The 14,628-nt window shown below is 67.1% G+C and carries 14 protein-coding genes; 4 read left to right on the forward strand and 10 right to left on the reverse strand.

Annotation, left to right across the window (positions count from 1 at the left end):
• Positions 1–382: 382 nt before the first annotated feature.
• The 3 genes from AC5P9C_RS04350 to AC5P9C_RS04360 all read left to right on the forward strand — a co-directional run bounded on the left by AC5P9C_RS04350 (position 383) and on the right by AC5P9C_RS04360 (position 4,657).
• On the forward strand, positions 383–2,605 hold the full coding sequence (locus AC5P9C_RS04350; RefSeq protein ID WP_343543705.1) for a methyl-accepting chemotaxis protein: 2,223 nt from the start codon (positions 383–385) through the stop codon (positions 2,603–2,605).
• A gap of 170 nt (positions 2,606–2,775) precedes the next feature.
• Positions 2,776–3,138 carry a glycine zipper 2TM domain-containing protein gene (locus AC5P9C_RS04355; RefSeq protein WP_103282658.1) on the forward strand — a complete coding sequence of 121 codons (363 nt, stop codon included), beginning with the start codon at positions 2,776–2,778 and terminating at the stop codon, positions 3,136–3,138.
• Positions 3,092–4,657 carry a hypothetical protein gene (locus AC5P9C_RS04360; RefSeq protein WP_343543346.1) on the forward strand — a complete coding sequence of 522 codons (1,566 nt, stop codon included), beginning with the start codon at positions 3,092–3,094 and terminating at the stop codon, positions 4,655–4,657. Before AC5P9C_RS04355 ends, AC5P9C_RS04360 begins: the two co-directional genes overlap by 47 nt.
• Positions 4,658–4,708: 51 nt before the next feature.
• Here AC5P9C_RS04360 and AC5P9C_RS04365 read toward each other — a convergent pair whose 3' ends face one another.
• From AC5P9C_RS04365 to AC5P9C_RS04385, 5 genes are all read right to left on the reverse strand, one after another.
• Positions 4,709–5,830, reverse strand: a complete 1,122-nt coding sequence (locus AC5P9C_RS04365) for an ABC transporter permease (protein WP_167522414.1) — start codon at positions 5,828–5,830, stop codon at positions 4,709–4,711.
• Complete coding sequence (locus tag AC5P9C_RS04370) at positions 5,827–7,014, reverse strand: ABC transporter permease (protein WP_103282661.1); 1,188 nt, start codon at positions 7,012–7,014, stop codon at positions 5,827–5,829. The genes AC5P9C_RS04365 and AC5P9C_RS04370 overlap by 4 nt, the downstream gene beginning before the upstream one ends.
• Positions 6,999–8,012, reverse strand: a complete 1,014-nt coding sequence (locus AC5P9C_RS04375; RefSeq protein ID WP_414615070.1) for an HlyD family secretion protein — start codon at positions 8,010–8,012, stop codon at positions 6,999–7,001. The genes AC5P9C_RS04370 and AC5P9C_RS04375 overlap by 16 nt, the downstream gene beginning before the upstream one ends.
• A complete protein-coding gene (locus AC5P9C_RS04380) occupies positions 8,005–9,405 on the reverse strand; it encodes a TolC family protein (protein ID WP_414615071.1) in 1,401 nt (466 codons plus the stop codon). Before AC5P9C_RS04380 ends, AC5P9C_RS04375 begins: the two co-directional genes overlap by 8 nt.
• Before the next feature lie 78 nt (positions 9,406–9,483).
• On the reverse strand, positions 9,484–10,377 hold the full coding sequence (locus AC5P9C_RS04385; RefSeq protein WP_343543118.1) for a LysR family transcriptional regulator ArgP: 894 nt from the start codon (positions 10,375–10,377) through the stop codon (positions 9,484–9,486).
• 107 nt (positions 10,378–10,484) lie between these two features.
• Between AC5P9C_RS04385 and AC5P9C_RS04390 the strand changes: the two genes are divergently transcribed.
• A complete protein-coding gene (locus AC5P9C_RS04390) occupies positions 10,485–11,099 on the forward strand; it encodes a LysE/ArgO family amino acid transporter (RefSeq protein ID WP_053462651.1) in 615 nt (204 codons plus the stop codon).
• Here AC5P9C_RS04390 and map read toward each other — a convergent pair.
• The 5 genes from map to AC5P9C_RS04415 form a co-directional block, all read right to left on the reverse strand.
• Positions 11,096–11,878, reverse strand: coding sequence for a type I methionyl aminopeptidase (gene map, locus AC5P9C_RS04395; protein WP_182068214.1), 783 nt, complete (start codon positions 11,876–11,878; stop codon positions 11,096–11,098). The two genes, AC5P9C_RS04390 and map, sit on opposite strands and share 4 nt — an antisense overlap.
• 10 nt (positions 11,879–11,888) lie before the next feature.
• Positions 11,889–12,101, reverse strand: a complete 213-nt coding sequence (locus AC5P9C_RS04400) for a ParD-like family protein (RefSeq protein ID WP_019659200.1) — start codon at positions 12,099–12,101, stop codon at positions 11,889–11,891.
• A gap of 68 nt (positions 12,102–12,169) precedes the next feature.
• Positions 12,170–12,529 carry a bleomycin resistance protein gene (locus AC5P9C_RS04405; RefSeq protein ID WP_049464885.1) on the reverse strand — a complete coding sequence of 120 codons (360 nt, stop codon included), beginning with the start codon at positions 12,527–12,529 and terminating at the stop codon, positions 12,170–12,172.
• Between the two features lie 141 nt (positions 12,530–12,670).
• Complete coding sequence (locus tag AC5P9C_RS04410; protein ID WP_130768601.1) at positions 12,671–13,555, reverse strand: arginase family protein; 885 nt, start codon at positions 13,553–13,555, stop codon at positions 12,671–12,673.
• Positions 13,556–13,558: 3 nt separating this feature from the next.
• Positions 13,559–14,623, reverse strand: a complete 1,065-nt coding sequence (locus tag AC5P9C_RS04415; RefSeq protein ID WP_154330291.1) for a GNAT family N-acetyltransferase — start codon at positions 14,621–14,623, stop codon at positions 13,559–13,561.
• Positions 14,624–14,628 lie beyond the last annotated feature (5 nt).

Raw genomic sequence — 14,628 nt, forward strand, 5'->3', positions numbered from 1 at the left:
AGAGGAACACTCCCGAGTAACACCGATTCGGAATTGCAGTGCAAGGGGCTACCTTCCGAAGTGGCGAAGAATCCATTTTCATACATGAGGCGGAAGATGGGGCGGCGCGTGCCTCTGGTGGCTTCTTCGTTGCGGAAGTTACTGCTGGATACCCGGTTGCCGTGCGCCGTCTCCGGCCCGCAGAAATAAACCTCAGGGTGGCGTGAACCTCTGCTGGAAAAGGGGCGTCATAAAGGAATGGGCTCTAGGGTCTATTTGTGCGCTACCTTCACAACGGTCTGCACAGTTTCATATTATTGGATCGAAATAAAAAATATCGGCCCATAAAGTTTCCCCTGGCTGCGCCGCCATCGATCGTACGGCCATGATCAAGGGAATTGAGATGCTCGCCTTACGCAACCTCCGAGTGGGATCCCGGCTGGGTGCCGGGTTTGGTTTGCTGCTGCTGTTCATCGTGGCCATCGTTGGCCTGGCGCTGTACGGAAATCATCTGAAGTCCGCCCAGTTCGAGAAAGTGGTGGACGTCAACATGGTGAAGATGCGGCTGTTGAACGACATGCTCGATACCAACAACGCGGTGTTGATGCACCGCCGGCTGATGGTGATCAAGCGCGGCGAGGATTTCGATAGGGATTATCAGAAGGCGCAGGAGCTGTCGCAGACCTACGATGGTATATGGGCCCGGTACATCAAGATCCCGCGCGATGCCACCGGCGATACCCTGGTGGCGAAAATCGACGCGGCACGCAAGGCCACAGATGCCTCCACCCAGCATCTGCATGAGCGCATGAAGGCCGGTGATTTCGACGGTGCGGCCAAGGAACTGCTGGCCGAGCAAGGGCTGGCAACCGCGTGGAACGAGGCCATCTCGTCCCTGCTGCGGCATCAGGAGGCACTCACCGAGCGCAGCCGCGAGGAATACCGTTCAACCGAATCCTGGACCGGCACGTTGTCGATCGTGTTCGGTGTGCTGAGCCTGATACTGGGTTCGCTGGCCGCATGGGCCATCACCCGCAGCCTGACCCGCCCGCTGGAGGGTGCGGTGAAGCTGGCCGACGGCATCGCCAACGGGCGGCTCGACAACAGCATCGACGCGTCCGGCAACGATGAGGTGACGCAGCTGCTCAGGTCCATGCAGCGCATGCAGGCACAGTTGCAGTCGGTGATGGCGGCGCAGGGCGAGCTGGCCCGCCAGCACGATGCGGGCAGCCTCAGCTATCGCATGGACGAGAGTGCCTTCCCCGGCGACTACGGGCGCATGGTGCATGAGACCAATGCGCTGGTCGGTTCGCACGTGCAGGTGCAGAACCGGCTGATCGAGGTGATGAAGCACTACGCCCGTGGCGACCTGTCGGTGGACATGGATGCGCTGCCGGGCGAGAAGGCGGCGATCACCCAAGCCATGGACGAGACCAAGACCAGCCTGTCGGCGATCAACGGTGAGATCCGCCGGCTGGCGACGGCAGCGGCGGCGGGTGACTTCAGCCTGCGCGGCGATGAAGATCGCTTCGCCCATGATTTCCGCGACATGGTGGCCGGGCTCAATCGACTGATGCAGACCACCGACGAGAACCTGGTGCAGGTGTCGACCCTGCTGCAGGCGATCTCGCGCGGTGACCTGACCGTGCGCATGCAGGGCGACTTCCACGGTGTGTTCGCCCGCATGCGCGATGACTGCAACGCCACCGTCGATCAGCTCACGCAGATTGTAGGCCGCATCCAGGCCAGCGCATCCAGCATCAACCTGGCAGCAGGCGAGATTGCCTCGGGCAACACCGATCTGTCGCGGCGCACCGAGCAGCAGGCGGCGAACCTGGAAGAGACGGCCGCGTCGATGGAGGAACTGACCTCCACCGTGAAGCAGAACGCCGAGCACGCACGCCAGGCCAACCAGCTCGCGATCGGCGCGCACGGTGTCGCCTCGCAGGGCGGCGAAGTGGTCGGGCAGGTGGTCACCACGATGTCGGCCATCGAAGCCTCGTCGAAGAAGATCGCTGAGATCATCTCGGTCATCGATGGCATTGCATTCCAGACCAACATCCTGGCCTTGAATGCGGCGGTGGAGGCTGCGCGTGCTGGCGAGCAGGGCAGGGGCTTTGCGGTGGTGGCCAGTGAGGTGCGCACGCTGGCACAGCGCTCGGCCGGCGCGGCCAAGGAGATCAAGGGCCTGATCGAGGAGTCGGTCGGCAAGGTCGCCGATGGATCGGCGCTGGTCCGCCAGGCTGGCACCACCATGGGCGAGATCGTGGCCTCGGTGCAGCGCGTGACCGACATCATGGCCGAGATCTCTGCCGCATCGCAGGAGCAGAGCTCGGGCATCGAACAGGTCAACCAGGCGGTGGTGCAGATGGACGAGACCACGCAGCAGAACGCGGCGTTGGTGGAAGAAGCCAGCGCGGCGGCGCGTTCCATGGAGGAGCAGGCCAACCTGCTGGCCGAGGCGGTTTCGGTGTTCCGCACCGGTGCGGCGACGGCGGCCGCTGCGGCGCGCCCGGTTCTGGCCGCGGTCACCGCGAAGGTGACGCCGGTACGTAGGCCGGCGGTGCTGGCGCCACGCATCGAGCCGACGCTGGCGGCCAACGCAGGGGGTTGGGAAGAGTTCTAGCAGGGGAGCTGCCATCAGGGAGACGGCGCCCATCACGATGGCTGATCGTGATGGGCGCGGATTTTTTCCTGAACGCGCGATGGCCGGTGGGTTGCCCGGCACGCGCATTTCACCTCCGGTTGCCAAGCCCGGGAGGACACTTGCGCCATACCGGAACTCAGGAGATTGCGATGAAGACCTCGACCCGATTGCTTGTGCTGGGCACCCTGCTGGCGGCATCGTCGGTGGCCGGCGCACAGACCTATGGGCCGCGCGACGAAGGACGCCGCTTTAACGACGGCAGCCGCGTGGTCTGCAAGAACGTGGAAGTGCAGCGCAACTCACGCGATCCCAACCGTATCGCCGGTACGGCCACCGGCGCGGTGATCGGCGGCCTGCTGGGCAACCAGGTGGGCGGCGGCAATGGCAAGAAGCTCGCCACCGTGGCAGGCGCCGTGGCCGGTGGTGCGGCGGGCCGGCAGATCCAGGGCAACCAGCAGCAGAAAAATGGTGATCGCGTGGTCGAACGCCGCTGCGAACGCGTCTATCGCTGATCGGTTGCTGCCACACACCATTCAGCCCTTCCACATCGCAGTACTCGAACGCCGGCCCTGTGCCGGCGTTCGTCGTTCCGGACCGGTACCGCTGGCTCCAGTGTCGTGCCTATACTGCGCCGACTCAACGGATGAACGTCCAGTGAACGAATCGGCTCCAGCTCCCCAACCGGCACCGCTAGCCGGGCATGACCCGATACCGGAAGCGACTGCCCATCCCCATCGCGTGCGTGATCGCACCGATGAACTGGAGCTCTTCATTTCGGGCCTGCTGGCGTTCGCGCTGCTGGCCGTGCCCGGTTATCTGTTCGACGCCTGGGCGCGCAGCAGCCTGCACACCGAAGGCATGTACTTCCAGATGCTCTGGTTCGGTTTCAGCATCAGTGTTGGCATGTGCTATGTGCTGGCAGTGGCGTTGATCATCCACCTCACGGTGCGTGGTTACTGGATCGGGCTGATCGGCCTCAGGTCGCACTTCCCCGATGGCATTGACTGGGCGCGCCTGCCAAGAATGGGGGCGGTCACGCGCGCCTTCCTGCAGGCCCGGGACGGAGGCCTCGATGGCAGCATCGAACGTGCCGATCGGCTGGCGACGATGCTGTTCTCGACCACTCTGCTTGCGGTGCAGACATTGGCGGGCACGCTGGTGTTGGCCGTTCTGACGCTCGGTGTGTCGATGGTGATCGGCGCGCTGTCCGGTGGCGCCGATCATGTCGCCATGCTTGCCCTGTGCAGCGTGCTGGCCGCAATGCTGGCACTGGCCGTGGCCCCCGGTATCCTGGAAAAGATCGTGGCGCGGCGGCGCGCGCGCGGGCAGCCCCATGAACGACCGCAGCGACTGCTGGAGGGCATGCTGGCGGCACTGCAACGGGTTCCGCTGTTGCGCCTGATGCAGGCCATGCAGCTGACCATGCAGAGCAACCTGCGCTCGCGTTCGTTCATGGCGGCCTACCTGTTTGCGGTGCTGGTAGCGATGCTGCTGGCGGCCGTGCAGGTGATGGCGTCGTTGAAGTTCTCGCTCTTCAACCGCTATCAGATCGTCACGGAAGCGGCGGTTGAGCACGGCATGCTGAGTGCGCATTACGAATCGATGCGTTCGGCGCATGACCAGCTGCTGCCGTATCCGATGATCCCGTCGGACACGATCAGCGGTGCGCAGCTTCGCGTGTTCATTCCGCATCGCCCGCAACGCGACAATCCGCTGGCGCGCCAGCATTGCACCGCACTTCCGGACGCGCGCAATGAGGCGGCGGGGCAACAGGCCGCCAATGCCGCAGTGGAGTGCCTTTCCCGGCTCTGGCAGGTCAAGCTGGACGGCACCCCGGTCGACGTGCAGGGCTTCGTGCCCATGGAGCGGCGTGACCTGGATATGCGCGGCCTGGTGGGCTATCTGCCTACCCGGGGGCTCGCGCCGGGGCGCCATGACCTGGAACTGGTGTGGAATGCCACAGGCGGCGAGCGCGGGGGCGGACGGCGTCGCACGTTCCGCATCCCGTTCTGGTACGCCCCGGACCCCTGAACGTTGGATCGATGCGGCCATGCCGCGCCGCTTGAACAGGCCGCTTACGACTTAATCCCCTCCGTCCCCTTTTCGGGCGAGGAGGCGCCAGGTGGCGAGGCTGCCGTAGAGCAGCAGCAGGACGGTGAGGGTGATCAGTTCGTGGCTGACGTCGGCCAGGCGGGCGTCCATCTGGTTCAGGCGGACCATCAGGTTGATGCCCGAGGTGGTCGGCAGCAGCTGTGCCAGCCAGACCAGTGGTTGCGGCGTCATCACCGCCGGCCACGACAGGTTGGCCAGGAAGAACAGCGGGATCGAGGTGGCGATGATGTACTGGAAGGCGCGCTCGCGGGTGCGGAAGAAGCTGCCGACGAACAGGCCGAAGGCCACCGTCGCCGCAATGAACAGCGTGCCACCCAGCAGCTGGCCCAGCGGGTTGCCGCCGCGTGGATAGTCCTGCACCCAGGCAGTGAAACCGGCATACCAGAACAGGCCGAACAGGCCGATCAGGCCGAAGCCCAGTGCCATGCCGGCCAGCGTCGGCAGGTCGAAGCGCAGGCGCCGGCCGAGTGCAAGGCGGCGGCCGCCGAGCAGGACGCCGATGCCCATCAGCAGCGTCTGGTGCACGATCAGTTCGGCCACGCCGGGTACGATGGCGCTGCCATAGCCTTCCTGCGTGTTGTACAGCGGGCGCTGCACAAGCGTGACCGGCGGTGCCTGCGGTGCACCCATGAAGGCGGCCTGGCCGACCACGGCATCACGCCCGAACGCACCCAGCGCATCAGCCACGCTGCCCAGCACCCAGCTGGCGCGGCCCAGGTAGGCACCGTTGCCAAGCAATACCAGCTTGGCCGGATGGCCGCGCAGGATGTCGCGTTCCAGGTTGGCCGGGATCACGACGATGCCTTCGGCATGGCCGGCTTCGAGCTGCCGGCGTGCGCTGTCGACGTCCGCCGGTTGCCCGACCACGCGCGCGACGCGCAGTGCGTCGAGCTTGCGCAGCAGCTCGCGGCTGGTCGCGCTGTGGTCTTCGTCCACCACCAGCACCGGCAGGTTGCCGGCCACCTGGTGCCGGTAGGCGGCTGGATAGAAGAACGAGTACAGGATCACCGCACCGACCATCACCACGATCGCGTAGCGGTCGCAGAGCACCGCCATCAAGGTCTGCCGCAGGCTGCGCCAGAGTGCGCTCATGCGTCGGCCCCTGCGGGTCGTGCGGCGGCGGGTGTGCGTGCAAAGGCGATCAGGCGCAGGCCGCCAATGCCACCTGCGACCCCCGCCATCAGCAGCAATGTGGCCAACGGCCCCAGCGAAACCTGCAGCGGCGAACCGATGAACTGCTGCTGGGTCTGCAGCTTGATGTAGGCGCTGAGGGGCAGCAGCTGATGCCAGACGCGGGTGAACAAGGGACCGTCGAGCACCGGGAAGGTGGCGCTGGAGAATGCAAGCGCGGTGCCAATGCTGAGGCCGACCGCCGACAGCGCAGTACCCATGTCACGGGTGACGCCGACGAAGAACAATGCGTAGGCGGCCGTGGCCAGGTAGAACAGCGGCTGTGCGAGCAGCAGCAGGAATACGCTGCCCGCCACGCCATCGCCACGCAGCCAGGCCAGGTAGCCGATGCCGAGCGCGCCATACACCGAGAACAGCAGGATGTACGGCGCGACCTTGCCGGCAATCGCCGCCCACGGCGCGCGGCCCAGCCAGGCGGGCAGGGTGCCGTCGCGGATCTCGCGTCCAAGGCTGCCGGCCACCGCAAGTGCCAGTACCAGCGACAATACCGCCGGGAAGATCAACGGCAGCAGGAACAGCTCGTAGCTGCGCGCCGGGTTGTACAGAATGTCCGACTGCACCGCGATGGGTGCCGCGCGCAGCTTGCCCGGGCCGACCTGCAGGCCGATGCGCTCGCGCAGCAGGCGTGCGTTCCATGCGGAAACCGCGTCGCCGATGTCGCGCGACGCCGACTGGCCGGTGGTCATGTAGGTGGCGTTGTAATAGGCAAACACCGTGCCCTGGCGCCCACGCAGCGCCTGCCGGGTGACATCGCGCGGCACCAGCACGATCGCGAACACGTCCAGCCTGCGCAGCTGCGAACGTGCTTCTTCCAGATCGATCGGCTGGCTGGCGACGCGCACGCCGGGACTGGCGTCGAGCATGCGCAGCAGCAGGCGGCTGTCACTGCTGTGGTCGAGGTCGACCACGGCGATCGGGATATCGCGCATCACCGAGGGCGTGAACATCCATGCCATCACCGCCAGCATCAGCAGCGGCAGCAGGGTGACCAGCATCAGGTCGGCGCGGTTGCTGCGCAGCGACCGCAGCTCGCGCCGCCAGGAAGCGGAGAAGCCAGCCTGGCCGGGGCTCAGTGCTGGGGCCATGCGAACAGCACGCTCATGCCAGGGCGGAAGCCCTCGATGCGGCGTACCGGGCGCACCCGCACCTCGAAGCTGCGGACATCGTAGCCGGACGACTGGCGGGTGGTACGCCAGGTCGCATAGTCGCCAGCCGGGTTGATGAAATAGACCTCGAACTCGCCGTCCTGGCGGAGCGCCGGCACGCTGCCTTTCAGCTTGCTGCCGACCTTCAGGCCCTGCATCTGCGATTCGCGCAGGTTCATCGCCACCCACATGCGGTCGATGTCGACCAGGGTGAACACCGGGTAGCCGGCCGGCACCAGTTCGCCCGGGTCGGCCATGCGCTTGTTGATCTCGCCCGCCACCGGCGCGCGTCCTTCCACCTCGACACGCGCGGCGTTGACTTCGGCCACCGCGCCCTGGGCCTGCTGCACCTGGCCCTGCGCGGCGCGCTTGTCCTGCTCACGCGCGCCGGCCAGGGCCATGTCGTACTGCGCGCGTGCGGCACGGGCCAGCTCACGCGAACTGGTGGCCTGGGCCTGCGCTTCATCACGCTTCTGCCGGGTCATCACCCCTTCGTTGAACAGGTTCTGCACGCGCTGGTAGGTCGCTTCGGCCAGCGTCGCGCCTGCTTCGGCGCGCCTCCAGTTCGCTTCGGCGGCGCGGATGTCTTCGCTGCGCGCGCCTTCGTCGGCCTTGTCGGCCACTGCCTGCGCAGCGGCCAAAGCGCCATGCGCCTGCTGTTCCTTGGCGGCCACTTCGGGGCTGTCGAGCAGGAACAGCACCTGCCCGGCCTGCACGCGGTCGCCCTCGCGCACCTTCAGTTCGGCCACGCGCGCGGTGATCTTGGCGGCCACGTTGATCGTGTCCGCATCGGCCATGCCCTGGATCTGGTCGCCAGGGCTGCGCCAGGCCAGCCACAGGCCGAGCACCACCACGACCAGCAGCACCACCACCAGGATTGGTCCCAACCGGCGCTTGCCCGGGGGCGTCGTCGCATCGTCGTGCAGCACATCACTCATGGTCGATCACCTCGTCCGCACGCCGCCGGAACTCTTCGAAACGGTCCATCTGTCCACTGACCTCCAGCAACTGTGCCAGCGCAATATCGTATTGGTAGGCGGCCTGTGCGCGCTCGACACGGGCGCCGCCCAGGCCGAGCCGCGCGTCGATCACATCCAGCGAGGTGGCCTGGCCTTCGCGGAACGCCAGCTCCTGCAGGCGCAGGTTTTCCTGCGCCTGGGCGATGCTGCTGTCGAGCAGCACGTACTGCTGGCGTGCGGTTTCCAGCTCGTTCCAGGCCTTGCGCACGCCCAGTGCGACCTGGTTCTCGGCCTCGCGCAGGCCTGCTTCGGCCTGGTCCTGCTGCGCACGCGCGGCGCTGATCTGCGCCGGCCGCGAGTTCGGCGACAGGAAGGTGTACTTCAGGCCGATGCCGAATGCCCAGTCCGGATCGGTCAGCATCTCGTCGCGGCGGCGGAAGTCGTACTGGCCGAAGGCGAAGATCTGTGGCTTCAGCTTGGCCTGCTGCACGCGCACGCCCTGTTCGGCCTGCGCCACCATCGCCCGCAGGCGCGCGATCTGTGGCTGCCGTGCCTGCGCGGTGCGCTCGAAGCTGGCAACCGGTTCCAGCGGCGCACGCTGCACGAACAGCGGCGACATCGGCTGCACATCGCCGCCACTGCGCAGCAGCGTGGCCAGTGCAGCCTTGAGCGTGGCCAGGTCGTTCACTGTCTTCTGGTACTCACGCTCGGCCTTGTCGCGGGCCACGGTGGCCTGCAGGCGCTGCGCACGGGTGGCGAAACCCTCGCGTTCCAGCTTCTCTGCGTCGGACAGGTGGCGGTTGAGGCCATCGCGCACATCGCGGCGCACGTCCACCGCCTGCTCGGCCAGGCGCTGCCCGAAGTAGGCCTGGGCCAGCTGCACGGTCAGCGATTGGCGTTGTGCTTCGCGCTCGGCGCTGGCCTGTTCGTGGGCGGCACTGGCCGCACGCTGCGCGGCCGGGATCACGCCGCCGGTGTACAGCGGCAACACTGCGGTGACCACTGGACGGGTGCGCCAGTCGCGCTCGGTGAACGACAGCGGCGAATCGATGCCGAAGGCTTCAGCCACCGGCGCCAGTGAGCCCAGCGGCAGGGTGAGCGTCTTCTGGAACTGCAGGCGGCGCACTTCGCCGGTGATCTCCGGCAGGCGCAGCAGCCGGGTGGCGTCCTGCAGGTCCTGCTTGTTGCGCACGGCGGCATCGGCAGCGGCCAACGCATCGGAGACCTGCTCCAGGCGTTGCCGTGCCTGTTCCCAGTCCAATGCCGGTGCGTCGCTGGTGGTCTGCGCGGGTGCGGCGAATGGCAGGCAGGCTGCCAGCGCCAGCACGGCCTTCGCGCGGTGCGTCCCTGTACGTCGGCCGATCACGCCCATGCCGTCCCAGTGGTAAAGAAGTGCGCAAAAGGTAGTGCGCCTGGTGTGAAGCCGGGGTCTGCGGTCATCGTCTCGTCCTCAACGAAGGGTGCCGCTGGCCGCAGTGCGCAGCGCCTGAGTGATGTGCTGCAGCGTGCTTGAGCGCACGGCGGCATGCTGCCAGTACAGGGGCACATCGAGCCAGCGGCGGGGTTCCAGTACCACCACGCGGCCGGCGCGCACGGCGGGCGCGACCAGGGTTTCCGGGGCCATGCCCCAGCCGAGTCCGCACGCAGCGGCTTCGACGAAGCCGGTGGAGGAGGGCAGGTAGTGTAGCGGCGGCTGCAGTCGGGCGCGGGTCAGCCGTCGCACGAAGCGCCATTGCAGTTCATCTTTGCGGTTGAACACCAGCATCGGTGCGTGCGCCAGGGTTGCGGCCTGCATGCCATCGCTGAAGTACCGGCGGGCGAAGGCGGACGAAGCAATTGCCTGGTAGCGCATGGCGCCCAGCGGGTGCACGTTGCAGCCCTTCACCGGCCGGCCTTCGGCAGTGACCGCACCCAGCACGCTGCCATCGCGCAGCAGTTGCAGGGTGTGGTCCTGGTCGTCCATGCGCAGGTCGAACAGGTAGCCATGGCGCTGGTGGAGGTCGGCGACGGCCGGCACGAACCATGTATCGAGCGAGTCATCGTTGACCGCCAGCGGGATTGGCCTGCGTCCGGCGTCGCTGCCGCGTTCGGGCAGCAACTCGGCCAGGGCCTCGGCTTCCAGTGCCTGCATCGGTCGCACGCGGCGCAGCAGCGCCTCACCGGCGGCGGTAGGCCGGCACGGGGCCTGGCGCACCAGCAGCACTTGGCCGAGCCGGTCTTCCAGTGCCCTGATCCGTTGCGACAGTGCCGACGGGCTGATCGACAGGCGGCGTGCCGCAGCCTCGAAGCTGCCTTCTTCCAGCACGGCAGCGAATGCGGACAGTTGCGGATGTACCAGGTCCACGCCGGCGCCTCTTCAGTTTTTCTGTACAGGATAAAGAAAAACAAGATTGCCTGAAGGTGGCCATCGGCCGCACCCTGCGCGTCCTCCTGCCGCCTGGCCCGTTCCTGATGTGGATCACCGCTTTCGCTGCCGGCCTGTTCGCAGGCGCCGGCCTCATCATCGCCATCGGTGCGCAGAACGCCTTCGTGCTGCGCCAGGGCCTGCAGCAGCGGCATGTGGGCAGGGTGGTGCTGGCCTGCGCCGGCGCGGATATCGCGTTGATCCTGGCCGGCGTGGGCGGCATGGGTGCACTGGTGCTGCAGTGGCCGCTGCTGCTGCAGGTGCTGCGCTTCGGTGGCGCGGCGTTCCTGCTCTGGTATGGCGTGCAGGCCGGGCTGCGCGCGTGGCGCGGTGGCAGCGTACTGGCCGCGGCCGAGGCGCAGGCCGGCAGTGCGCGCCAGGTGCTGCTGACCTGCCTGGCCTTCACCCTGCTCAATCCGCACGTCTACCTGGATACCGTGGTGCTGCTGGGCAGCCTGTCCACGCGCTATCCGGGTGACCTGCGCTGGGCCTTCGGCGCCGGGGCGTGCCTGGCCAGCGTGGCCTGGTTCTGCACGCTGGGCTATGGCGCGCGACTGTTGCAGCCGGTGTTCCGCAGGCCAGGTGCCTGGCGGGTGCTGGATGCCGCCGTGGCGGTCTTCATGTTCTGCCTGGCGACACTGTTGCTGGTGCGCCCGCTCTAGGCCGCGTCCACCGCGCACAGTGGCGCTTCGCCGGGGCGCAGGGTCAGCACGCGCACGCCGTTGCGGGTTACCGCCACCGTGTGTTCGAACTGCGCCGACAGCTTGCCGTCGCGGGTGTAGACCGGCCATTGGTCCGGCTGCTGGCGGATGGCCGGCTTGCCCTGGTTGAGCATCGGCTCGATGGTGAACACCATGCCTTCTTCCAGCACCAGGCCGGTGTTGGGATGGCCGTAGTGCAGGACCTGCGGTTCCTCGTGCATCTCCTGGCCAATGCCATGGCCGCAGTACTCTTTCACCACGCTGTAGCCGTGGCTGCGCGCGTGGCGGGCAATGGCGTGGCCGATGTCGCCCAGGCGCGCGCCGGGGCGCACTGCGGCGATGCCTTTCCACATCGCCTGGTAGGTCGCCTGCACCAGCCTGCGCGCGGCGTAGTCGACCTCACCGACCAGGTAGGTGGTGCTGGAGTCGGCGATGTAGCCGTTCTTCTCCAGGGTGATGTCGAGGTTGACGATCTGGCCGTTGCGCAGCACGTCGGTGGTGCTGGGCACGCCGTGGCAGATCACGTTGTCGATCGAGGTGTTGAGCACATACGGGAAGCCGTATTGGCCCTTGCTGGCCGGCCGCGCCTGCAGCTCGTCAACGATCATGCGCTCGACGAAGTCATTGATCTCCATCGTGCTGCGTCCTTGCAGCGGCAACCGGTCGAGCGCGGCGAACACCTGTGCCAGCAGGCGCCCGGATCCGGCCATCAGCTCAACTTCTTCCGGCCGTTTGATGATGCCCATGGACTCAGGCCTGACCTGGCGCCAGCAGCGGCGGCTGCACCCCGGCCGCGCGCAGTTCACTGGCGACGATGTCCTGGAAACTCAGCGTCGGGTTCATTTCGCACAGCATGCCGACCCGGATCCAGAAGTTGGCCTGGGCGTTGATCGAGCGGCTGGAAACGGTGCAGGCACGGCGCAGCTGGTCGTGCAGGGTGTCATCGATGTTGACGATGCCCATGGGCGGTCCTGGAGGGGTGAATATATGAATCGTATATGTTTCGTATATCCAGCTCAAGGCCGCATCGTTCAGTCCACGTCGGTGGCAAAGCGCAGGCGGTTGCCGTCGGGGTCGCGCAGCCGCATCTCGCGGCTGCCCCATTCGGTGTCATGCGGCGGCTGTTCGATCGGCACGTTGGCAGCGCTGAAGGCGCGGTGCAGGGCGTCTACGTCCTCGACGATGAAGTACACCGCGCCGCCGACTTCACAATCGCCGCTGTGCTCGGTGAGGAAGATCGTCTGGCCGTCGCGGGTGAGCTGGGCGAACAGTGGGAAGCCTGGTTCGAAGCGGTGTTCCCAGTCGACCACGAAACCCAGTCCCTGCACGTAGAACGGCAGGGTGGTATCGGCGTGGCGCATGCGCAGTTGCGGGATGACGGTCTGGGGCATCGCGGCGGCTCCGGGGCGGGAGTCCAGTGTAGTGCCGGCCGCTGGCCGGCATCCGCATGCGCCCGGGAACAACGAGGCTGCCGGCCAGCGGCCGGCACTACCGGAGCTACGCTGGCCAGCGGCCGGCACGACCGGACGCGGTCAGCAGGCGGTTGGCACCGAAGCCATCGCCGCCAGCAGCTCGCGGTTCACCTGCTGGTGCCGCGCCTGCCACGCGGGCAGGTCATCGGCACGGATGTCGGGCTGGCCATCCAGCGAGGACAGCCAGCGCTTGAAGCGGCTGCGGTAGTGGGCCAGCGACACTTCGCCGGTGATGTCACTGCCGACCAGGCCACCGGCGCGCAGTGCTTCGATCACCACCAGCGCGTGTTCCAGCTGGAAGCGGCCCTGGTCCCAGTTGCTGCGGGCAACGTCCTCGGCGAACACATCCTTGTCGATCGACAGGTAGGTCGGCTGCGGTGACTTGGCCTGCTCGGCGGCGAACGCGGCGACCAGGGCCTCGGGATGCTCGAAACGGCGGAAGGCGTGGCCCATGCCGAGGCGATGGCCCCAGCCCACGTCCACATCCATGCACCAGTAGGTCAGGCGCCCGCCCATCAGCGGGCGCCAGTGGTTCTCCCAGGCGTGGCCGAGGCCGATGTCACTGGAGGTGATGCCCAGCACATGGACGTGCGAGATCTGCGGCAGCTTGCTGGCCGCGTTCACCCAGGAACCGCAGTGCATGCCGAACGGGAAACGCATGTTGTCCGGATGGTTGTCCAGCACCACCAGCTGGAACGGCGCCTGCGCGCGCATGCGGCGCAGCAGCGGCAGGCTGAGATGATGGAAATCACCACTGCCGAGCATCACCGTGCCGAGCTGGGCCGGCAGCGGTGCCAGCACTTCAGCGGCGAAACGATCGAGGGTGGCGTTGCTGCACGCGAAGCGCAGTGGATCGTGCCACTGCGGCAGCGCCAGGGTCTGCGCTTGGGGCAGCGGCAGCACGCCACCGTCCAGGTCCAGGATCAGCGGGGAACGCAACGGCATCGTTCAACCGCCTCCATCCGGTTCGCCCTGCAGATAGGGCGCCAGCCTGCGCAGCGCAACGCGCAGCAGCGGGGAGCGTGCGTGGATCGCGTGCCGGGTAGAAGTGAAGCGGGCGCCCAGCTCGGCCTTGATCCGCGAGTCGGTCCAGCCGGCCACGTAGTGGCTCAGGCCGTGCTGCAGCGCGTACTCCAGGTTGTGCATCCAGCTGACTGCGTACAGGTTGTGCTCGCGCGACTGCGGATAGGCCAGGCCGATGTACTTGTCCACCAGTTTGCCGGCATGCACGTAGCACAGGTTCCAGCCGATCAGCTGGCCCTGGTGGCGGTACAGGAACATCCGTCCCTGGCCCTGGCTGTCGGCCAGCAGGTACTGGAAATAGGGCAGGTCGAGCTGGTCGAAATGCACCGCGCTCTGCGCGTATACGCCCAGGTACAGCGCGTACAGCTCAACCTGCAGCCGCGGATCGGCCAGCGCCGGATCACCGGTGGCGATGCAGTCGACCTGCAGGTCGTCACGCGAACGCAGCTTGCGGCGGATGTTCTTGCGGCGCGAGGACGACAGGCGGCCAAGATAGCCATCGAGCGAATCGAAATCGATCGCCACCCAGGCCAGTGGCATGCCTTCCAGCTCGACGAAGCCCCGTGCCAGCAGCGCCTGCAGGAAGGCGCTGCTGTGGGCGTTGGCGGCATCGTCCAGCAGCGGCGAATCGACCGCCAGGTCCTTGACCACCAGCAGGCGCGCATCGCCGATCGCGTGACGCGTCACGTCCTCGGCCAATGCCTCCGGCGCCACGTGCGCCGGCAACGGGGTGTACTCGGTGCTGGTGGCACCGACGAAACGGGTCTTCCAGGTGATCCATGGCCGCCACAGGCGCGACAGCGGCAGGCCGAGCAGCCTGCCGCGCAGCCCGTCGTCCATCGTGGTGGTCAGGTCCAGCGGCGCACGGAAGGTCGGCAGGCCGCTGGGAAGGCGGCCTGCCTCGAATCCGAGCGGCGGGTGGGCCAGGAAGCCCTCCAGCAGCGCGGCCGGTTCCAGCGCGGTGCTGGATGCGCGTGACGTCATCTCCATCGGCA

This window comes from Stenotrophomonas sp. YJH_SMC_10, from assembly GCF_059371555.1.